The 19,046-nt window shown below is 64.2% G+C and carries 20 protein-coding genes; 11 read left to right on the top strand and 9 right to left on the bottom strand.

From position 1 onward, the window contains the following. Positions 1–74: 74 nt before the first annotated feature. A complete protein-coding gene (locus tag N6H05_RS01975) occupies positions 75–959 on the top strand; it encodes a bestrophin family protein (RefSeq protein WP_284112512.1) in 885 nt (294 codons plus the stop codon). Between the two features lie 66 nt (positions 960–1,025). Here the strand turns inward: N6H05_RS01975 and N6H05_RS01970 are convergent, their stop codons facing one another. Together N6H05_RS01970 and pdxH are read right to left on the bottom strand one after the other, a co-directional pair. Beyond that, complete coding sequence (locus N6H05_RS01970) at positions 1,026–2,357, bottom strand: dicarboxylate/amino acid:cation symporter (RefSeq protein ID WP_284112511.1); 1,332 nt, start codon at positions 2,355–2,357, stop codon at positions 1,026–1,028. A gap of 179 nt (positions 2,358–2,536) precedes the next feature. Then, positions 2,537–3,112 (bottom strand): pyridoxamine 5'-phosphate oxidase, encoded by a 576-nt coding sequence (gene pdxH / locus N6H05_RS01965; RefSeq protein WP_284112510.1) that lies wholly within the window; start codon positions 3,110–3,112, stop codon positions 2,537–2,539. A gap of 136 nt (positions 3,113–3,248) precedes the next feature. On the opposite strand from pdxH, the gene N6H05_RS01960 reads away from it, so the two are divergent. The 7 genes from N6H05_RS01960 to N6H05_RS01930 all read left to right on the top strand — a co-directional run bounded on the left by N6H05_RS01960 (position 3,249) and on the right by N6H05_RS01930 (position 10,497). Continuing rightward, on the top strand, positions 3,249–4,175 hold the full coding sequence (locus N6H05_RS01960) for a DnaJ C-terminal domain-containing protein (RefSeq protein ID WP_284112509.1): 927 nt from the start codon (positions 3,249–3,251) through the stop codon (positions 4,173–4,175). Between the two features lie 56 nt (positions 4,176–4,231). After that, a complete protein-coding gene (locus N6H05_RS01955) occupies positions 4,232–5,155 on the top strand; it encodes a YihY/virulence factor BrkB family protein (RefSeq protein WP_284114146.1) in 924 nt (307 codons plus the stop codon). Beyond that, entirely contained in the window at positions 5,152–5,958 is an 807-nt protein-coding gene (gene fabI / locus N6H05_RS01950; protein ID WP_284112507.1) for an enoyl-ACP reductase FabI, read from the top strand. Before N6H05_RS01955 ends, fabI begins: the two co-directional genes overlap by 4 nt. Beyond that, positions 5,955–6,410 (top strand): hypothetical protein, encoded by a 456-nt coding sequence (locus N6H05_RS01945; RefSeq protein WP_284112506.1) that lies wholly within the window; start codon positions 5,955–5,957, stop codon positions 6,408–6,410. Before fabI ends, N6H05_RS01945 begins: the two co-directional genes overlap by 4 nt. Further along, the gene (gene aroC, locus N6H05_RS01940) at positions 6,407–7,480 is read left to right on the top strand and encodes a chorismate synthase (protein WP_284112505.1); all 1,074 of its coding nucleotides are present in this window, start codon (positions 6,407–6,409) and stop codon (positions 7,478–7,480) included. The genes N6H05_RS01945 and aroC overlap by 4 nt, the downstream gene beginning before the upstream one ends. Before the next feature lie 262 nt (positions 7,481–7,742). After that, complete coding sequence (locus tag N6H05_RS01935; RefSeq protein ID WP_284112504.1) at positions 7,743–9,524, top strand: SLC13 family permease; 1,782 nt, start codon at positions 7,743–7,745, stop codon at positions 9,522–9,524. A 187-nt stretch (positions 9,525–9,711) separates the two neighbouring features. Further along, positions 9,712–10,497 (top strand): PhzF family phenazine biosynthesis protein, encoded by a 786-nt coding sequence (locus tag N6H05_RS01930; RefSeq protein WP_284112503.1) that lies wholly within the window; start codon positions 9,712–9,714, stop codon positions 10,495–10,497. On the opposite strand, the gene N6H05_RS01925 is transcribed toward N6H05_RS01930, so the two are convergent. Further along, positions 10,494–11,618, bottom strand: a complete 1,125-nt coding sequence (locus tag N6H05_RS01925; RefSeq protein ID WP_284112502.1) for a serine hydrolase domain-containing protein — start codon at positions 11,616–11,618, stop codon at positions 10,494–10,496. The genes N6H05_RS01930 and N6H05_RS01925 overlap by 4 nt on opposite strands. Before the next feature lie 38 nt (positions 11,619–11,656). Here N6H05_RS01925 and N6H05_RS01920 point away from each other — a divergent pair, with 38 nt between their 5' ends. The 3 genes from N6H05_RS01920 to N6H05_RS01910 all read left to right on the top strand — a co-directional run bounded on the left by N6H05_RS01920 (position 11,657) and on the right by N6H05_RS01910 (position 14,354). Beyond that, a complete protein-coding gene (locus tag N6H05_RS01920) occupies positions 11,657–11,977 on the top strand; it encodes a hypothetical protein (protein ID WP_284112501.1) in 321 nt (106 codons plus the stop codon). A gap of 42 nt (positions 11,978–12,019) precedes the next feature. Continuing rightward, positions 12,020–13,792 (top strand): DNA helicase RecQ, encoded by a 1,773-nt coding sequence (gene recQ, locus N6H05_RS01915; protein ID WP_284112500.1) that lies wholly within the window; start codon positions 12,020–12,022, stop codon positions 13,790–13,792. Positions 13,793–13,925: 133 nt separating this feature from the next. Beyond that, positions 13,926–14,354, top strand: a complete 429-nt coding sequence (locus tag N6H05_RS01910) for a protein tyrosine phosphatase family protein (RefSeq protein ID WP_284112499.1) — start codon at positions 13,926–13,928, stop codon at positions 14,352–14,354. Between the two features lie 307 nt (positions 14,355–14,661). On the opposite strand, the gene dmeF is transcribed toward N6H05_RS01910, so the two are convergent. The 6 genes from dmeF to N6H05_RS01880 form a co-directional block, all read right to left on the bottom strand. Beyond that, on the bottom strand, positions 14,662–15,690 hold the full coding sequence (dmeF, locus tag N6H05_RS01905; RefSeq protein WP_284112498.1) for a CDF family Co(II)/Ni(II) efflux transporter DmeF: 1,029 nt from the start codon (positions 15,688–15,690) through the stop codon (positions 14,662–14,664). After that, complete coding sequence (locus tag N6H05_RS01900) at positions 15,687–15,959, bottom strand: metal/formaldehyde-sensitive transcriptional repressor (protein ID WP_284112497.1); 273 nt, start codon at positions 15,957–15,959, stop codon at positions 15,687–15,689. Before N6H05_RS01900 ends, dmeF begins: the two co-directional genes overlap by 4 nt. A gap of 211 nt (positions 15,960–16,170) precedes the next feature. Further along, positions 16,171–16,818 carry a hypothetical protein gene (locus N6H05_RS01895; RefSeq protein ID WP_284112495.1) on the bottom strand — a complete coding sequence of 216 codons (648 nt, stop codon included), beginning with the start codon at positions 16,816–16,818 and terminating at the stop codon, positions 16,171–16,173. 26 nt (positions 16,819–16,844) lie between these two features. After that, positions 16,845–17,663, bottom strand: coding sequence for a DNA adenine methylase (locus tag N6H05_RS01890; protein ID WP_284112494.1), 819 nt, complete (start codon positions 17,661–17,663; stop codon positions 16,845–16,847). A 144-nt stretch (positions 17,664–17,807) separates the two neighbouring features. Then, on the bottom strand, positions 17,808–18,455 hold the full coding sequence (locus N6H05_RS01885) for a gp53-like domain-containing protein (protein ID WP_284112492.1): 648 nt from the start codon (positions 18,453–18,455) through the stop codon (positions 17,808–17,810). A 9-nt stretch (positions 18,456–18,464) separates the two neighbouring features. Then, positions 18,465–19,046 (bottom strand): hypothetical protein, encoded by a 582-nt coding sequence (locus tag N6H05_RS01880; protein ID WP_284112491.1) that lies wholly within the window; start codon positions 19,044–19,046, stop codon positions 18,465–18,467.

The raw sequence follows: 19,046 nt of genomic DNA, 5'->3' as shown, positions 1-19,046 counted from the left end.
TCGTTTCGGTAGGGCATCGATGGAGCATTTCCGCAATCCCAGGCGTTGCGCCGGTTCATCAGAAGGAGTCTTGCATGATCGTTGATGCCGTCCCCAGCATGCGCCGGATCGCATCGGAAGTGTGGAAACCGCTGACCGCGCTGTTCGTGTGGGACTGTGCGGTCACGGCGGCCTATTATCTGCTGCCGTTCAGGGCGCCTTCGCTGCCGCTCACCATCTTTGGTTCGGCCCTCGCCCTGTTCCTCGGCTTCCGGTCGAACAGCAGCTATCAGCGCTGGTGGGAAGGGCGTGTGCTGTGGGGCGCGATGATCAATGCATCACGCAGTCTGGCGCGATCGGCGCGCAACTTCCTGCCCGATCCGGCAGGGCGTGACCTCAAGCGCGAGATCGTCAAGCGCCAGATCGCTTATGTGAATGCGCTGCGCTGTCAGTTGCGGCGGCAGACGATCGGCGAGGATGTGACGAAATTCCTGCGCGAGGAGGACAAGGGCAAGGCTCTGGCGCGGGCCAATCCGGCCAATGGCCTGCTCGATAGCACTGGCCGGCGGATCGACATGGCGCGGCAGGAAGGCTGGATCGATACCATCCAGCAGACCCAGATGGAGAAGGTGCTGGTCGATATCGCCAATGCCCAGGGCGGGATGGAGCGGCTGAAGAACACGCCGCTGCCCTTCCAATATCGACTGCTGCCGGTGGTCTTCACTCATCTCTTCTGTATCCTGCTGCCGATCGGGCTGGTCGAGACGCTGGGTTTCGCCACGCCGCTCGGTTCAACGGTGGCGGGGCTGATGTTCATGGCGGTGCTGCGGATCGGCGATGATCTGACCGATCCCTTTGCCGACAGCGTGCATGACGTGCCGCTGACGGCGATGTGCCGGACGATCGAGATCGATCTGCTCCAGTCGATCGGCGATCCGGCGCCAGACCCCGTCGCGCCGGTGCGTGGTGTCCTCTGGTAAGGCCAAGAAAAAGCCCCGCCGGCGTCATGCAGGCGGGGCTTTTTCTTTAGGTTGGAGCCAGTGGCCTCAGCCCTTGCGATCCTGATCGACCATGTCGGCTGCCAGTTCCAGTCCACGCCGGCCATCGGCCGGTGTGTGTGCGGGGGACTTGGGGTGCGGTACATCCACCGGCTCCTCCACTTCCAGCATGCCTTCCCACTTTGTGATGACCGAGGTGGCGATGGCATTGCCCAGCACGTTGGTCGCGGTGCGGCCCATGTCCATGAAATGATCGACCGCCAGGATGAAGGCGACGCCCTCGACCGGCAGGTCGAACTGGCCAAGCGTGGCGGCGACCACGACCAGCGACGCACGCGGCACGGCGGCGATGCCCTTGCTGGTGACCATCAGGACGAGCAGGATCGTGATCTGGGTCGCGATCGGCAGGTCGATGCCATAGGCCTGGGCGATGAAGATGGTCGCGAAGGTCGCATACATCATCGAGCCGTCGAGGTTGAAGCTGTAGCCCAGCGGCAGCACGAAGCTGTAGATGCGGCGTGGCACGCCGAACCGGTCGAGCTGTTCCAGCATCTTGGGATAGGCGGCTTCCGACGAGGCGGTCGAGAAGGCGATCAGGATCGGCTCGCGGACATAACGGATCAGCTTGAACATCCGCTTGCCGAGGAAGATCGCGCCCGCGCCGAACAGCAGCACCCACAGGCAGATGAGGGCGATGTAGAATTCGCCGACCAGCGCGCCATAGGTCTTGAGCACGCCCAGGCCCTGCACCGTCACTGACGAGGCAAGGGCGCCGAACACGGCGAACGGTGCGACCCGCATGACATAGCCGGTGACCTGCAGCATCAGTTCCACCAGCGCCTCGATCACGGCGATGATCGGCTTGCCCTTTTCGCCGATGGCGGTCAGTGCCACGCCGACGAACAGCGAGAAGACGACGATCTGCAGGATCTGGTTGTCCGCCATCGCGCCGATCATCGACGTCGGGAAGACGTGCAGGATGAAGTCGCGGAAATTGAGCGCTTCGGTGTTGACGCCCGCATCCGCGCCCGATCGGACGAGGTTGAGGCCGGCGCCCGGCTCGAAGAAATTGACGAAGATCAGGCCGAGCGTCAGCGAGATCAGGCTGGCGATGATGAACCAGGCGAGCGCGCGCCCGCCGATCCGCCCCAGTGCCGCGCTGTCGCCCATATGGGCGATGCCCGCGACCAGCGTGGAAAAGACTAGCGGCGCGATGATCATCTTGATCAGATGAAGGAAGATGTCGGCCAGAAGATGGAAGTAGCCCGCCACATCCTTGGCCAGCGCTTCATCCCCGCCGACCCAGAGATTGGCCACGAAGCCCACGATCACGCCCAGGACCATGCCTGTCAGGATGTAGGCCGTCAGTCGATTTCGCATTATATTCCTCTAGCCAGCGAGCGGTCCGCCCGCGCATTCATTCTGTTCTGCTGGGTGGTGACACCTAACAGGCGCCCGGCCAGCCCGCAATCGGGCAGGCTTGGACTGTGCGGGGATAGACGAATGAGCCACCATATTCCGCGCCCTGTTTTACGGCAGGACAATGGCATGATGCTCGCTCAAGGGTAGAGAAGCCCCTCGTTCCAGCCATTTTCCTGGCGGGTGAAGACGCGCCGTTCATGCAGGCGATGCTCGCGATCCTGCCAGAACTCGATCCGTTCCGGGGTCAGGCGGAAGCCCGACCAGTGAGGCGGGCGCGGCACCGGGCCGCCCTCGAACCGGGCGCGCACCTCTTCATAGCGATCCATGAAGACGGCGCGCGAGGGCAGGGGGCGGGACTGGTCGGACGCCCAGGCACCGAGCTGGCTGTCGCGGCTGCGGGTGGCGAAATAGGCGTCGGCGGTCGCGTCGTCGACCGGGCCGACCGTTCCTTCGATCCGGATCTGGCGCCGTACCGACTTCCAGTGGAACAGCAGGGCGGCATGCGGATTGGCGAGCAGGTCGCCGGCCTTGCGCCCTTCGAAATTGGTGTAGAAGATGAAGCCGTCGGGGCCATGGCCCTTGAGCAGCACCATGCGGACCGACGGGCGGCCCTGTGCATCGGCCGTGGCCAGCGCCATGGCGTTGCTGTCATTGAGTTCGGTCTCGCGCGCCTGCGCATACCACTCGTCGAAAAGGGCGAAGGGATCGGTCATGTCCCTGCCTTAGATTCCCGGCACCGCACTGTCGATACGGATGCGCCGCAGCTTGAACGATGCCCGGCCTTCGGCCACATAGGGGCGATATGGCCGTGATGCGGCAGATACCGGTTTCAGCATAACAGGATGATAGATGGCGGATCCCTATTCCACTCTGGGTGTGGCGCGCAGCGCGAGCGAAGCGGAGATCAAGTCCGCCTATCGCAAGCTGGCCAAGCAATATCACCCCGACAAGAATCAGGACAATCCGAACGCGGCGGAGAAATTCTCGGCCGTGACCAACGCCTATGACCTGCTGTCGGACAAGGACAAGCGGGCCCGCTTCGACCGGGGCGAGATCGATGCCGATGGCAATCCGACCGCGCCGTTCGGCTTTGGCGGCGGTGGCGGTGGCGGTGGGCGCGGTCGTCCCGGCGGGTTCGAGTTCAACGAGGGCGGCGCCGATTTCGGCGATATTTTCGAAGGCCTGTTCGGCGGTGCGGGCCGTCGTGCCGGAGGTGGCGGCGGCTTTGGCGGCTTTGGTCGCAGTGCGCCACCGGCCAAGGGGGCTAATGTCGCCTATCGGCTGGCGGTGCAGTTCGTTGACGCCGCGACGCTGGCGCCGCAACGCATCACCCTGCAGGATGGCAAGACGATCGACCTGAAGCTGCCCGCCGGGGTCGAGACCGGCACGCAGATGCGCCTGACCGGCAAGGGCCAGCCGGGCGCTGGCGGCGCGGGCGATGCGATCGTCACCATCGAGGTGAAGCCGCATCCCTTCTTCAAGCGCGACGGCGACAATGTGCTGCTCGACCTGCCGATCACCCTTGGTGAGGCAGTGAAGGGTGGCAAGGTCAAGGTGCCGACCGTCGATGGCCCGGTGATGCTGGGCGTGCCCGCCGGCACCACATCGGGCAAGGCGCTGCGCCTGCGCGGCAAGGGCTTTACCGGCAAGGATGGCCAGCGCGGCGACCAACTGGTGACTCTGTTGATCGACGTGCCCGCCGATGATCCGGTGATCCTTCAGCTGGTTGAGGATTGGCAGGATGGTCGCGCGGTGCGGACCCATCTGGGCGTCTAGGACGTTCGGCAAGGGTGCCGCTGCCTTCCCCCTATAGTCCGGAGTCGCGCCGCCGCATGGCGGCGCAGGCGCAGGAGAAATTCCATCGCCAGATCGATCGGGTCCGGCCGGGTTCGCGCAGCTTCGAGATCGCCAAGCGGGTGATGGTGGGCGTCTATAGCGATGGGTTCATCCATGCGGGGAATCTGGCCTATCTCTCGCTGATGACGCTCTTTCCCTTCTTCATCGTCGCCGCCGCCGTCGCCAGCGTCTTTGGTCGCACGTCGGACGGGCTCTCGGCGGTGAATGCCTTTCTCTACACCGTGCCGCGCGGAGTTGCCGATGTCGTGCGCCAGCCGATTAGCGATGTGTTGCAGGCCCGTTCCGGCAATCTGCTCTGGTTCGGTGGTCTGGTGGGGCTCTGGACCGTGGGCAGCCTGATCGAGACGATCCGCGACATATTGCGCCGCGCCTATGGGACGAAGAGCACCAAGCCCTTCTGGCGTTATCGGCTGGCGTCGGTCGGGATCACGCTGGTCAGCGTGCTGGCGGTGATGTTCGCCTTTTCGATGCAGGTGATGATTACCGCGGTGGACCAGTTGCTCCACCGGCTGCTGCCCTTCGCAGACGAGGCGATCGCCTGGGTTTCCTCGGCCAAGCTGGTGCCGATGGCGATATTATGCGTGGCGCTCCACTCGCTCTATGTCTCGCTGACCCCGACCCTCTATCGCGACAAGCGCTTTCCCAAATGGCCCGGCGCGATCGCCACCGCGCTCTGGTGGTATGCGGTCACTCTGCTATTGCCGGTCACATTGTCGATGCTGGGCGGCTATGATCGCACCTATGGCAGTCTGGCCGGTGTCATGATCACCCTCATTTTTTTCTTCCTCGTGGGGCTCGGCGTGGTAATTGGCGCCGAATTGAATGCGGCACTGGCGGAATTTCCGGAAGACGAAGCAGCCGGCACCGTGCAGGATAAAGGGAACGGAACGACGATATGACAGGCTTGATGGCGGGAAAGCGCGGGCTGATCATGGGCCTGGCGAACGACAAGTCGCTGGCTTGGGGCATTTCGAAGCAGCTGCATGCGCAGGGCGCGGAACTGGCCTTCTCCTACCAGGGCGAGGCGCTGGCCAAGCGCGTGAAGCCGCTGGCGGAACAGCTGGGCTCGGACTTCCTGATCGACTGCGACGTGTCCGACATGGCGAAGCTGGACGAGGCCTTTGCCGAGATCGAGGCGCGCTGGGGCAAGCTGGACTTCGTCGTCCATGCGATCGGCTTTTCCGACAAGAATGAGCTGCGCGGCCTTTATGCCGACACCAGCCTCGACAATTTCCTGATGACCATGAACATCTCAGTCTACAGCTTCGTCGCGGTCGCGGCCCGCGCGCGCAAGCTGATGAAGGAAGGCGGCAGCCTGCTGACGCTGAGCTATTATGGCGCGGAAAAGGTCATCCCCCATTACAATGTCATGGGCGTGGCCAAGGCGGCGCTGGAAACCAGCGTCAAATATCTGGCGATGGACCTTGGTCCCGAAGCGATCCGGGTCAACGCGATCTCGGCCGGCCCGATCAAGACGCTGGCAGCCAGCGGCATCGGCGATTTCCGCTACATCATGAAGTGGAACGAGCTGAACTCGCCGCTGCGCCGCAACGTGACGATCGACGATGTCGGTGGTTCGGCGCTCTATCTGTTGTCGGACCTTGCCTCGGGCGTGACCGGCGAGATTCACCATGTCGACTCGGGCTATAATGTCGTTGGCATGAAGGCCGAAGACGCGCCTGATATCGCGCTGGACAAGTGAGCGAAGAGAATAGCCTGCCCATAGGGTTCTACAACCTTGGGGTGGGCTACCTCGACGTGGCTCGAAGAGCAGCTGATAGCGATGATGATTGGCTATTCCATGACCCATTTGAGTTTTTAATTGCTCATGGGCTGGAGCTAATTTTTAAAGCCGATCGCCGTCGGGAGCTGCCAATGGAGGATGTGCGCCGGCAATATGGGCATTCATTGCCTAACTTGTTTAACGATCTCAGCGTAGATTTTAGGAATAAGTTTGAGGTTGGAGACGAGCTGAAATTCCTAGTGGCGCATTTGGACGGTGGGCATTCAGGTCCAAAATGGCGTAACCGCTATCTCGAAACAGGATATCGAGAAAATGTGCCGACGCTATCTTCCATGTTGAGTATAGTGAGTCCCTTCAATCTCGTCGACCGCCGTTGGCTTTCAAATCATTTCGTTGGGCGAATAGCATGAGCTTCAATATATTCGGTCGTGTCTTCCGCTTCTCGACCTGGGGCGAGAGCCATGGGCCGGCGATCGGCGCGATGGTCGATGGCTGCCCTTCGGGCCTGGCATTGAGCGAGGCGGACATCCAGCCCTGGCTAGACCTGCGCAAGCCGGGCACGTCGAAGTTCACGACCCAGCGGCGCGAACCCGATGAGGTGCGCATCCTGTCGGGCGTGTTCGAGGGCAGGACCACCGGCACGCCGATTAGCCTGATGATCGAGAATAAAGACCAGCGATCGAAGGATTATTCGGAGGTCGCCAAGGCCTATCGTCCCGGCCATGCCGACTATGCCTATGACGCCAAATATGGCTTTCGCGACTATCGCGGCGGCGGGCGGTCCTCGGCGCGCGAAACCGCTAGCCGGGTTGCGGCCGGCGCGGTGGCGCGGCTGGTCATCCCGGAAGTCGATATCTTCGCCTATGTGAGCGAGATAGGCGGCGACGCCATCGACTATGGCAATTTCGACGCGGCGCAGATCAGCCAGAATCCTTTCTTCTGCCCTGACTCCGAAGCTGCGGTGCGCTGGGAAGCGCTTGTCGATGGCGCGCGCAAGGACGGTTCCTCGCTCGGTGCGGTGGTCGAATGCGTCGCATCGGGCGTGCCGGCCGGCTGGGGCGCGCCGCTCTATGCCAAGCTCGACAGCGAGCTGGCGAGCGCGATGATGAGCATCAACGCGGTCAAGGGCGTGGAAATCGGCGACGGCTTCGCCGCCGCCCGGCTGCGCGGCGAGCAGAATGCCGATCCGATGCGGCCCGGACAGGACGGCCCGGTCTTCCTGGCCAATCATGCCGGCGGCATTGCCGGGGGGATTTCGACCGGTCAGCCGGTCAAGGTGCGGATCGCCTTCAAGCCGACCAGTTCGATCCTCATTCCGGTCGAGACGGTGACGCGCGAAGGCGAAGCGTCCGACATCATCACCAAGGGCCGTCATGACCCGTGCGTCGGCATTCGCGGCGTGCCGGTGGTCGAAGCGATGATGGCGCTGGTGCTGGCCGACCAGAAGCTGCTGCACCGCGCCCAGTGCGGGGCCGACTGACGCGCCGAACCGCGCCAATCGCGCGCCGAATGTGCAAATGACAAGAGACGACTCGCCAATATTACGCTAGGATGACAGCCGTCACCCGCGGGAGGGTGAGCGGCAGAGCGTAAGCCTGGGGAGCGTCAGCGCGCCGAGCGCGGTTTGACGGTCAAAACGTCCCCTGACGCCGCGACACGGGCCAGCCATGCAACCATGGCTGGCCCATTTCGTTTCACCTCCGTTAGAGACGCGATCACGCGATCAACGGGGGCAAGACGAGATGCATTTCATCACCGCGCTATTGGGCATTTACCGCGCGGAAATCGGCCTGGTGATTCTTGCCTGCATGTTTGTCGCCTTCGTGCGCGAACGCTATTCGCCCACGGTCGTCTCGGTGCTGGGCGCCTGTGCCTTCGCGTTGCTCGGCCTGCTCGACGAGAAATCGCTCTTCTCCGTCTTCTCCAACAGCGCGCCGCTGACCGTGGGCGCGATGTTCGTGCTGTCGGGTGCGCTCATCCGCACGGGGACGATCAACCGCATCGCCGATCTGGTCATGGTCCGGGCGCAGAAGCATCCGCGGCTCGCGCTGGTGGAGGTTGCGGTGGGCACGGTGCTGCTGTCGGCCTTCCTCAACAACACGCCGGTCGTCGTGCTGCTGATCCCGATCATGTTCCGTCTGGCGCAGGCGACCGCCTATCCGGTCAAGAAGCTGCTGATCCCGATGAATGCGGTGGCGGTGATGGGCGGCTGCGTTACCCTGATCGGCACATCGACCAACCTGATCGTCGCGGGCATCGCGGCCGAACAGGGCATGCAGCCCTTCGGCATATTCGACATCACGCCCTATGGCCTGGCCGGCACCATTGCCGGCGTCGTCGGCCTGGCCTGCCTCAGTTTCCTGCTGCCCAGCGACGCGCCTTCGATCGCGGGCGAAAATGGCGGCAATGTGCAGGAATATCTGACCGAACTGGTGGTGACGCCGGACAGCGAGGTGGTCGGACGGGAGATTGGCGAGTTGTCCGTCCTTGGCCGCTCGGTCACCTTGATCGGGCTCAAGCGGGCCGGCGAGATACGACGCCACGACCTGGAGCAGGAGGAACTGCATGTCGGCGACCGCCTGATCGTGCGCGCCGATGGCACGGCGATCATGACGCTGCGCGAATCGGGCGATTTCGAACTGGGCATTGCCGCCGATTCCGAAACCTCCGCGCGCGAGGGCACGGTGATCGAGGCTATGGTGGCACCCAGTCATCCCTCGATCGGTGAACGGCTGATCGACATTCCCTTCCTTCATGCCCTGCGCGTGCGGTTGATCGGCATCCATCGCGCCCGCCATCTGCCGGGGCCTGACCTGGCCGATACACGGGTGCGCGGCGCCGACCGGCTGCTGGTGGCGGGCAGCGACGACGCGATGCGTTCGCTGAAAGACAATCCAAACCTGATCGGCGTCGACATCAGCCGCACCCGCGCCTTCCGCCCGCGCAAGGCATGGATCGCGATCCTGGCGATGGCGGCGGTGGTGATCCTGTCGGCGCTCGACGTGATCGGCATCGGCCTGGCCGCCTTCATCGCGGTGGGCGTGATCCTGGTCACCCGCTGCATCGATGCGGAGGAGGCCTGGGCGGCGATCGACGGCGATGTGCTGATCCTGATCTTCGCCATGCTGGCGGTGGGCCTGGCGCTGGAACAGGCGGGCAGCGTCGCGCTGATGGTCGGCTGGATCACGCCGCTGATGCAGGTCGCGCCGCAATGGAGCCTGGTCTTCATCGTCTATTTCGCCGCGCTGATCTTGTCCGAACTGCTGAGCAACAATGCGGTCGCGGCGCTGCTGACCCCGCTCACCATCGCGCTGGCGCATCAGTTGGGCACCGATCCGCGCCCGCTGGTGATTGCGCTGATGATCGGTGCATCGGCCTGTTTCGCGACGCCGATCGGCTATCAGACCAATGCGCTGGTCTATGCCGCCGGCGATTATCGCTTCGCCGATTTCGTGCGCATCGGCGTGCCGCTCAACCTGATCGTCGGGGTTGCGGTTTGTTCGGCGTTGGTCATTTTGGGCTAGCGTCGCGCCGTCTATCGCCGTTCGCCCTGAGCGAAGTCGAAGGGCTCACCCGACCGACGGGAGGGCACTTCGCTCAGCCCGAACGGGATTTTAAACGTACCTGCCAAGGGACCAATTGCCCGCATCCGGCCCTGTCGGCACGGATGCGGGGCCGGCATGAAGGCGGCGATCCATCAGGAGTATCGCCATGACCCGCCTTCGCTTCACCCAGGTCGACGCCTTTGCCGACGCGCCCTTCACCGGCAATCCTGCGGCGGTGATGCCGCTTGATGCCTGGCTCGATGATGCGGTGCTGCAGGCGATCGCGGCGGAAAACAACCTGTCAGAAACCGCCTTCACCGTGCCGACGCCGGACGATGCGGAGGCCGATTATGCGCTGCGCTGGTTCACCCCGGCGGTCGAGGTGAAGCTGTGCGGCCATGCCACGCTGGCGAGCGGGCATGTGCTGATGCAGGGTGAGACCATATGCTTTCGCACGCGCCATGCCGGGGTGCTGACCGTCACCCGCGCGGGCGAGGGCTATGAACTGTCGCTGCCGGCCTGGATCAGTGCGCCGAAGTCGCTGCCGGAGCTGGCGGCGGGGATGGGCGGCGACATTGTCGAAACCCGGTGGCGCGATGGCGGCTATGCGATCTTCGTCTATCGGGACGCCGATGCGATCCGCGCGCTTGAGCCCGATTTCGCGACGCTGCGAAAGCTGGGCGACAATCTGCTGATGGCGACCGCGCCGGGCGACGACAGCGACATCATCAGCCGTGTCTTCGTGCCCGGCGGCGGCATTGACGAAGATCCGGTGACCGGATCGGCCCATGGCCTGCTGACACCCTATTGGGCGGAGCGGCTGGGTAAGAGCGCAATCAGCGCCTACCAGGCGTCGGCGCGAGGCGGGCGGCTCGGCTGCCGGCTGGAGGGCGACCGGGTGGTGATGACCGGCGCCTGTCGCACCGTGATCGAGGGCATATTCACCCTTTAACCGGGGAAGAGGCCGATCAGCCGGGCCAGCTGCGCCTTCACGGCGGTGCGCTGCTCCTTCTTGGGTGACATGCCGATCCGCACGATCGTCAGCCGCTGGCCGGGCGCGACCAATATATATTGGCCATTATGGCCGACGCAGCCGAACAGGCTGGCCGAGGCGAGGCCGGGCATCAGCGCGCTCTCGCTGCTGTCCCGGTTGAGCCAGAGATGGGCGCCATAGGCCGCATTCCGGGGCGAGGGCGCGCGCATATAGTCGACCCATTTTTCCGGCACGATCTGATGGCCATTGGGCGAACGGCCATGGTTGCGCAGCAATTCGCCGAAGCGAGCATAGTCGCGCGCGGTCATGTGCATGATCGACCCGCCGATCAGCGTGCCATTGGCATCATATTCGGGCGTCAGGCTGGACAGCTTGCCCGGCGCCTTCAGCCGGCCGTCGATGAACATCTGCATCGCCCGGCGACGCACGTCGGGATGAGGGCTGTTGGTCAACATCCGGGTCATCAGGTCCGACAGGATCATCGTGCTGCCGGTGGAGTAGGAAAATGTCTCGCCGGGAACATGCGCGAGCGGCTTGGATTCGGCATAGGCCGCCATGTCCTGCGCGCCGTCCATGAACAGCATGCGCACCGTGTCACCGTCGGTGATCGGCTCGCCATCCTCGGCATGGTCGAGGCCGGAGGTCATCGACAGCAACTGGCGCAGGGTGATGCGGCCGCGCGGATCGCCCGGCTGGCTCCAGGCCGCGACCGGCACCGGCGAATCGAGCGCCAGCCGTCCGTCCGACACCATCAGGCCGACCAGCACCGCGGTCACGCTCTTGGCCATCGACCAGGACAGCAATTTCGTGTCAGGGGTGATGCCGGGGGCATAGCGTTCGGCAATCACCTTGCCGTCGCGCATGACCAGCAGGGCGCGGGTCTCGCCCATCGCCTTGTCGTCGAACAGCGGATCGATCGCGCCGCGCAGCGCGCTGGCGCTGACCACGGCGTCGGTGTCGACGCTATAGACGGGCTCGGGCGCATGGGCGGCGCGCCCCGCCAGCGTGCCGGCGAGGACGAGCGCCACCAGTCCGGCACCCATGGCAAGGCGCTTTACGATTCGCTTCTCGATCTGCATAAGCCGGCGCCCTTAGCATGGAGGCGGGAAGAAGGACCATGGCGGTTCGTGGTAAATGGTGGATCGTCGCCGGACTGATCCTCTTCGCGCTGCTGGCGGCGCTGGCGTGGAACTGGTCGACCCTGCGTGCCCGCGCGCAGCTCGGGGCGGCCTATGGCGCGCGGCTGACCTGTTCCTGCCGCTATGTCGAGGGCCGCGCCATGGGCAGCTGCCAGGGCGACAAGGAACCGGGCATGGCGATGGTGCGGCTGACTGACAAGCCGGAGGAGCGGGCGGTCGAGGCGCATGTGCCGCTGCTGGCGTCGCGCACCGCGCGCTTCAAGCCGGGCTGGGGCTGCCTGCTCGACCCGGCAGGCTAAGCGCCACTGGCACCGATAGGCTTGACTCGCTAAGGCCAGTCCATGCCCCGCGATATTCCCACGCTGCTCCACGATATTTTCGGCTTCACGACGTTCCGCGGGGTGCAGGAACAGGTGGTCGGCCGGGTCATGGCGGGGCAGCCGACCCTGGCGATCATGCCGACCGGCGCGGGCAAGTCGCTCTGCTATCAGCTGCCGGCCGTGGCGCTCGATGGCTGCTGCGTCGTCGTCTCGCCGCTGATCGCGCTGATGCATGACCAGCTGCGCGCGGCGACCGCTGTGGGCATTCGTGCCGCCAGCCTGACGAGCGTCGATGCCGACTGGCGCGAGACGCAGGATCGGTTGCGCAATGGCGAGCTGGACCTGCTCTATGTCGCGCCGGAACGGGCGAGCGGCGAGGGGTTCCGCAATCTGCTGCGCTCGGCCAAGGTCGCGCTGTTCGCGATCGACGAAGCGCATTGCGTGTCCGAATGGGGCCATGATTTCCGCCCCGACTATCGGTTGCTGCGGCCGCTGCTCGATGAGTTTCCCGAAGTCCCGCGGCTGGCGCTGACGGCCACGGCGGACGCGCATACCCGCAAGGATATCCTCGTCCAGCTCGGCATTCCCGAGGATGGGCTGATCATCTCGGGCTTCGACCGGCCCAATATCCGCTATGCCGTCCATTCGCGCGATGGCCTGACCCGACAGCTGGCCGATCTGCTCGCCGCCAATCCGGGGCCGGGCGTGGTCTATGCGCCGACCCGCGCCGCGACCGAGAAGCTGGCCGAGACGCTGGGGCGCGGCGGCCGGGCGGTGCGTGCCTATCATGCCGGCATGGATCCGGCCCAGCGGGCCGCCAACCAGGCCGCCTTCATCGCCAGCGAGGATATGGTGATGGTCGCCACCGTCGCCTTCGGCATGGGGATCGACAAGCCCGACGTGCGCTTCGTCGCCCACGCCGGCCTGCCCAAGTCGATCGAAGGCTATTATCAGGAATCGGGCCGCGCCGGCCGTGACGGCGAACCGGCGGTCGCGCATCTCTTCTGGGGGGCGGAGGATTTCGCCCGTGCCCGCCAGCGCATCATGGAGCTGGAGCCCGCGCGCCAGCAGGGCGAGCGGGCACGGATCGCGGCGCTGGGCGCGCTGGTGGAAACCGCGACCTGTCGCCGGGCGATCCTGCTGCGGCATTTCGGTGAAGACCCGCCGGCGACCTGCGGCAATTGCGACAATTGCCTGACCCCGCCGGCCAGCGTCGACGCGACCGAAACGGCGCGCAAATATCTGTCGGCGGTCTATCGCACCGGCCAGAGCTTTGGCGCAGGCCATATCGAGGCGGTGCTGAGTGGCGCCGTCACCGACAAGATTCGCGAGCGCGGGCATGACAAGATTTCCGTCTATGCGATCGTCGATGGCGACGAGACGGCGCTGCTGCGGCCGGTGTCGCGCGCGCTGCTGGTGCGGGACGCGCTGGGGACGACCGAGCATGGCGGGCTGATGCTCGGTCCCAATGCCCGGCCGATCCTGCGCGGCGAGGAGGAGGTGCGGATCCTGGTGCCGCCGCGGCGCGAGCGGAAGAAGCGCAACGCCCGCAATGGCAGCGATGCCAATCCGGTCGGCGATCCGCTGTTCGACGCGCTGCGCACCTGTCGCCGCGAACTGGCGCAGGATGCCGGGGTGCCGCCCTATGTCATCTTCCATGATTCGACGCTGCGCGAAATGGCGGAGCAGCGGCCGGCGACCATCCATGAGCTGGGCATGGTGAGCGGCGTGGGGCAGAAGAAGCTGGACGCCTATGGCGACGCCTTCCTGGCGGCGATCCGGCCCTATCTGTAGCGGATGAGCTTGTGGCCCTGTTTCTCGACGGGTTCGAAACGAACGGATGAAGGGGCATCGATGCCGGTTGGGCGTGCAGACGCTTGAATCCTGTGGCGGGCGGGCGCATGGCGGGGGCGAAGGAGATTTGCCCATGTTCCGCCAGCTGACCGACCGCCTCTATGTCTCGCCCCAGATCAGTGTCGATCAGGTGGAGACCGCCAAGGCGCTGGGCGTGACCATGATCATCAACAACCGCCCCGATGACGAGGAGCCAGGCCAGACCAACGGTGCCGCGGTCGAGGCGGCGGCGATCGACGCCGGCGTCGCCTATGCGGCCGTGCCGGTCGCCCATGGCGGCTTTGCGCCCTGGCAGCTGGACGGCATGGCCGCCGCGATGGAGCAGGCGGGCGAGGGCAAGATCCTGGCCTATTGCCGGTCGGGCACGCGCAGCACGCTGCTGTGGGCGCTGACCCGCGCGCGGGCGGGCGACAATGCCAATGTGCTGGCGGCGCAGGCCGAGGCGGCGGGCTATGACCTGACCCCGGTGCGGCAGATCATGGATGCGTTGAAGCCCGCCTGAAAATAGGATTTCGTCCGCTTAACTTCCCATATTTCCCGCACATTTCGACATTTCCTTGCTCAAGTAGGAAATCATCTTGCGAGGGGGATGGGGGCGCCGGACGATGGGAAAGAGCCGGGCGCAGTCTAACATGGGCCCGGCTCTGTAGGACAGCACGGGCGGCTCAGAGCCTGTTTGAAAAATCGCGAAAGCGCGATTTTTCGTTACGGTACCAGCCCGCTCCCCCATCCAACGACCCGACAGGATGACACTGGATCGAGCGGTTGGGCGGGGGAGCGGGGCGGAACCGGCTTTCTCAAGCGGACGCTCAGCCGCACTCCACCGTGACATGTTCCATGCGCGGCAGGCTGCGCACCCGTTCGCGGACACGGGCGCCGTCGGCGCCGGGCGCCAGGCTGATGATCGCGGCATGGGCGTGCGGGCCGATGCGCCAGACATGGAGGTCGCGGATGGTGGCGCCTTCGGCCTCGACCAGTCCGCGGACTTTCGCCATCAGCGCGGGTTCGGCGGTGTCGAGCAGGATGGCGGCGGTGTCCTTCATCAGGCCCCAGGCCCAGCGGGCGATGACCACGGCGCCGAGCAGGCCGACCGCCGGGTCGAGCCACCACCAGCCGAGATAGCGGCCGGCCAGCAGCGCGGCGATCGCCAGCACCGATGTCAGCGCATCGGTCAGCACATGAACATAGGCGGCGCGCAGATTATTGTCGGCATGGCCGCCCTTGTGGTCGTGATCATGATCGTCATGCGCATGGCCATGATCATGCCCATGGTCATGACTGTGGTCGTGGCCGAGCAGCAGGGCGCTGACCAGATTGATGACCAGGCCGATGACCGCGACCAGGGTCGCCTCGCCAAAGGCGACCTTCACCGGCTCGAACAAGCGCATGCCGGATTCGATCGCGATGAACAGTGCGGTCAGCAGCAGCAGCAGCGCGGAGGCGAAGCCGGACAGGTCGCCGACCTTGCCGGTGCCGAAGGTGTAGCGCGGATTGCGGGCATGGCGCCTGGCATAGCTGTAGGCGGCGGCCGCCACCGCCAGCGCGCCGGCATGGGTCGCCATGTGGAAGCCGTCGGCCAGCAGTGCCATCGACCCGGTGATCCAGCCAAAGGCGATTTCCACCACCATGGTCGCGGCGGTCAGCCAGACGACCCACAGGGTGCGCCTGGCATTCTTGTCATGCCCGGCGCTCAGATAGATATGGTCGAAATAATGGCGTTCCTCGCCATCGTCATCGGTCGGCGGCGGCGCGGCCGGGGCGGGGTGATGGGCATGGCTATGGTTGCAGCCGGCGCCATGATGATGGTGTCCATGGGCGTGATCGTCGTGCATCGTCATTTCCCGTAGCGGCGGATCAGCGCCAGCATTTCTTCGGTAGCGGCCGTGCGCGCTTCGTCGGTCAGGCCGGGGCGGGCGACATGTTCGCGCATATGCTGCTCGATCAATTCCTCCATCAGGCTGCCGACCGCGCCGCGCACCGAGGCGACCAGTTGCAATGTTTCCGAGCAGCCCGCATCGCCCGCCAGCTGGCGTTCGACGGCGTTGACCTGCCCAGCAATGCGGCGCACCCGCGCCAGCAATTTGTCCCGATTCGCGATAATGTGCATAGGGTACCCCCCTATGCTATGTGGATAAGTAGCGCAAGGCGTGGGGATGGGGCGGGGATCCCTATGAGAGGCCGGAATCGACGCGACAGTCGAAGTTCACAGTGTCGTGCGGGTGATTTCGGGCCAACGCGCCGGCCAAGCGCCTGCCGCGCGCCGGTGAATGAAGCGCGACAAAAGCTTTAGGAGTGCGGGACAAGACCTTTTGTAGCACTCAAGGACGTTGCCGCCTCGACAAAAACCCGTCGCACCAACTCGCGAAATGTTCGATGCAATCCCGTGTCAACGTGATCGCTTCGCTTGTTCGCCATGTTGCCATAGCATTCTCATAAATGCTCAGTTGGGCTCCTGAACTGAGCGTGAGGGTTTTCCACCTCTCCCCCACTCCATTGTTATGCACCCCAGCATTCCGCCATTCGCGGATGAAATCCCAGAATGCGTCTTGAGCGGCGCTAGTGATGCCAATTTCATGGCTCTTAGCCATTATGTTCCCCAGATACACGCGGCCGTTAAAAGTGAATGGACTGCCAGCGCTTTTTACGGCCTGTTTTGCGCCATACTCAAACGCCGATAGCGTCTCGATTATCATGCTCCTCAGGACCAAGGATTCGCGCTCCACCATCTCGCTAGAGAGAATAAAGGGCGTGCCAGGCACGAACCAGCGATGATGATAAAAATCAAAAATCTCGGCGGCATGAACGAAATAATTGAACGACATATTCAAGGCGGTTAGCGGAGCCTGATCTGCATCATGTGCGTATTTTTCCGCAAGAAGGTCCGCGTGATGGCCAGCTAGGTTGGCCAACTCGAATAGCTGCTTGGTGCGTTTAAATCGAAATTTCGAGATATCGATAATATCCATCTCCACCCCCCCTATAATGGCCTGCGCTAATCGGTGTTAGTTATGTTCGCTATAATCAGCTCCCGCGCGGCCGTCACCTTGCCGCTCACGCGATAGTTCAGTGAGACAGGCTCGATCGTCGCCCAAGCGAACAGCTCTCGGATTTCGGGGACGTCATTGATCGACAGGATGAAGCGCCCCTTGATGCCCTTTAAAAGGGCGCTGAGACGCTCGAAATCGGCTTCTGAAAAGACGCTTTGGCCATAGTCATCGGTGCAGCCCCAATAGGGCGGGTCGAGATAGAAGAGGGTGTGCGGGCGATCATAACGCGGGATGAGCCGGTCATAGGGGAGCCGCTCGATCGTGACGCCGCACAGGCGCTCATGGACGTCCTCCAGGACAGGCACCAGCTTCGTAAGATCGAACCGGGCGCTGCTGGTCGTGCCAGTGCCGAATGTCCGGCCCATCACCTTCCCGCCGAACGCCAGACGCTGGACGAAGAGGAAGCGAGCTGCTCGCTCAAGGTCGGTCAGCGTGTCCGGGTCGACCTTCACCAGCCGCTCGAATTCCGCCCGGCTGGCAACCTGCCATTTGAGGACGTCGAGCAGTTGCTGGTAATGGCGTTGCAGCAATCGGAACAGGTTGGCGACATCGGCCGAAATATCGTTGATGACCTCAGCCTTGGGCCGGCGATCGCGACGGAAGAAGATGCCGCCCATGCCGACAAAGGGTTCCACATAGCATTGATGGGGCGTGGCCCCGATGAGCGGGACGATGCGCGAAGCCAGCGCACGCTTACCGCCAATATATCCGGCCACCGTGCGAACGGGCGCAACCGGGGCGAGCATTTCCATTTCCTTCATCATTGCACCTCAAAAGCCCTACCGCCGGGGTGCCCGGTGGCGGGGATTGACTGCGCCTGATCAGCGCTGAGATGCAGGGTGCAATCCTGCGGTAGAGGGGCGGGCCAACGCCCCTTGCCCCCCGCCTGATCGGCGGAGGGAAAAAGGTCAGTTACCCAGTGCCCACCAGTCGAAGCCGGACAGGGCGTGGTCATTGTCATCGTCGCTCTGGAACTGCGCCTGGAAGCCGTTCCTGGTCGTGCTGCCGGGCACGATCTGGACCCAGAGGTCGCGATAGATGCTGGGTGCGGCGATCACGCCCTGGGTCAGCACGCTCCAGCAGCTGTTGGGGAATGGCAGCGCAAAGGCGACGTTGCGCACGACTTCGCTGGTCACCGTCTCTCGATAATAGCCGAGCTTGAGGATCGCGAGGCCGCCCAGGAAGGATATCGTCCGTTCGCTGGTCGTCGGATCGACGGTGATCGTGATAGCCTCACTTAGGCCGCGACTGATCATCGCCAGGATCGCGACCAGGAGCTGGTTGCTGGCGCCGCCGTCCAGGCCGGAATTGCCACCCAGCGGATCGGTGATGACCCTTTCTAGATTGCCCTTCGCATGGGCGACATAGGCGATGATCGCCGCCGCAAGCTGATGCTGGTCCTCCTTGTCAGGCAGCGCGCCACCCAGCTGCGCAATGGCGGTGATGATCTCCTCCTGCACCGCATTGAGCCAGTCTGCATCGACCCGCGTCGCGGGAAGTGGGGTAACCTTGAAAAGGCCGTCAACCGTCGCGCCGGCACTATCGATCCTGTGCATGTCCGTTCCTTAAAAGCCGGGGAAGATTTCGATGATGTAGCCTTCCAGCACCATGGTGTCGGAGGCGTTGGCCAACTGGCCGGTCAGCGTCAGCACCTGGTCGACCGACGTGTCGATCGCGGCCGCACCGTGCGCGTTGACGCCGGAACCATAGATCGACGTCGATCCGGCGCGGGCGATGAACTGGCTGGCCTGGTCGTTGCGATTGTTCATGCGGAGGAGCGAACCGACATTGCCCGAGGTGGTCACCGGCCAGCTGTTGATGGTCGCGCCGCCGAACTTGTGCATGACCGTCTTGGTGTTCGCGTTCTGGGATATGGTCCAGAAGCTCTCGATCTTGAGCGATCCCTTCGGACCCAGCGCGCCGCCCGGTATCGTGATCGTCAGAAAATCATGCGTGGCCAGGCTGCCCGTCCACACCGCCGATGCCGCCCCATCCTGCGCTAGGATGTAAGGCGCCTTCATATAGGCCTTCAGCAGCGCTGCCGTGATCAGCACATCCGCGCCGCCCTGGATGCCGGCCCAGCCTTCAGCGCCTGTCAGTGCCGCCGCCGCCGCGAGGGCCGATGCCTTCTTGTCGAGTTCGGACAT

This window comes from Sphingobium sp. WTD-1, assembly GCF_030128825.1.
Classification (GTDB): Bacteria; Pseudomonadota; Alphaproteobacteria; order Sphingomonadales; family Sphingomonadaceae; genus Sphingobium.
Note: the sequence above shows the minus strand (reverse complement) of the source record. Positions and strands in the feature narration are given on the sequence as shown.

Coding starts and splice junctions, on each gene's coding strand:
- N6H05_RS01975 (WP_284112512.1), top strand. CDS start 75: ATGATCGTTGATGCCGTCCCCAGCATGCGCCGGATCGCATCGGAAGTG.
- N6H05_RS01970 (WP_284112511.1), bottom strand. CDS start 2,357: ATGCGAAATCGACTGACGGCCTACATCCTGACAGGCATGGTCCTGGGC.
- pdxH (WP_284112510.1), bottom strand. CDS start 3,112: ATGACCGATCCCTTCGCCCTTTTCGACGAGTGGTATGCGCAGGCGCGC.
- N6H05_RS01960 (WP_284112509.1), top strand. CDS start 3,249: ATGGCGGATCCCTATTCCACTCTGGGTGTGGCGCGCAGCGCGAGCGAA.
- N6H05_RS01955 (WP_284114146.1), top strand. CDS start 4,232: ATGGCGGCGCAGGCGCAGGAGAAATTCCATCGCCAGATCGATCGGGTC.
- fabI (WP_284112507.1), top strand. CDS start 5,152: ATGACAGGCTTGATGGCGGGAAAGCGCGGGCTGATCATGGGCCTGGCG.
- aroC (WP_284112505.1), top strand. CDS start 6,407: ATGAGCTTCAATATATTCGGTCGTGTCTTCCGCTTCTCGACCTGGGGC.
- N6H05_RS01935 (WP_284112504.1), top strand. CDS start 7,743: ATGCATTTCATCACCGCGCTATTGGGCATTTACCGCGCGGAAATCGGC.
- N6H05_RS01930 (WP_284112503.1), top strand. CDS start 9,712: ATGACCCGCCTTCGCTTCACCCAGGTCGACGCCTTTGCCGACGCGCCC.
- N6H05_RS01925 (WP_284112502.1), bottom strand. CDS start 11,618: ATGCAGATCGAGAAGCGAATCGTAAAGCGCCTTGCCATGGGTGCCGGA.
- N6H05_RS01920 (WP_284112501.1), top strand. CDS start 11,657: ATGGCGGTTCGTGGTAAATGGTGGATCGTCGCCGGACTGATCCTCTTC.
- recQ (WP_284112500.1), top strand. CDS start 12,020: ATGCCCCGCGATATTCCCACGCTGCTCCACGATATTTTCGGCTTCACG.
- N6H05_RS01910 (WP_284112499.1), top strand. CDS start 13,926: ATGTTCCGCCAGCTGACCGACCGCCTCTATGTCTCGCCCCAGATCAGT.
- dmeF (WP_284112498.1), bottom strand. CDS start 15,690: ATGACGATGCACGACGATCACGCCCATGGACACCATCATCATGGCGCC.
- N6H05_RS01900 (WP_284112497.1), bottom strand. CDS start 15,959: ATGCACATTATCGCGAATCGGGACAAATTGCTGGCGCGGGTGCGCCGC.
- N6H05_RS01895 (WP_284112495.1), bottom strand. CDS start 16,818: ATGGATATTATCGATATCTCGAAATTTCGATTTAAACGCACCAAGCAG.
- N6H05_RS01890 (WP_284112494.1), bottom strand. CDS start 17,663: ATGATGAAGGAAATGGAAATGCTCGCCCCGGTTGCGCCCGTTCGCACG.
- N6H05_RS01885 (WP_284112492.1), bottom strand. CDS start 18,455: ATGCACAGGATCGATAGTGCCGGCGCGACGGTTGACGGCCTTTTCAAG.
- N6H05_RS01880 (WP_284112491.1), bottom strand. CDS start 19,046: ATGTCCGAACTCGACAAGAAGGCATCGGCCCTCGCGGCGGCGGCGGCA.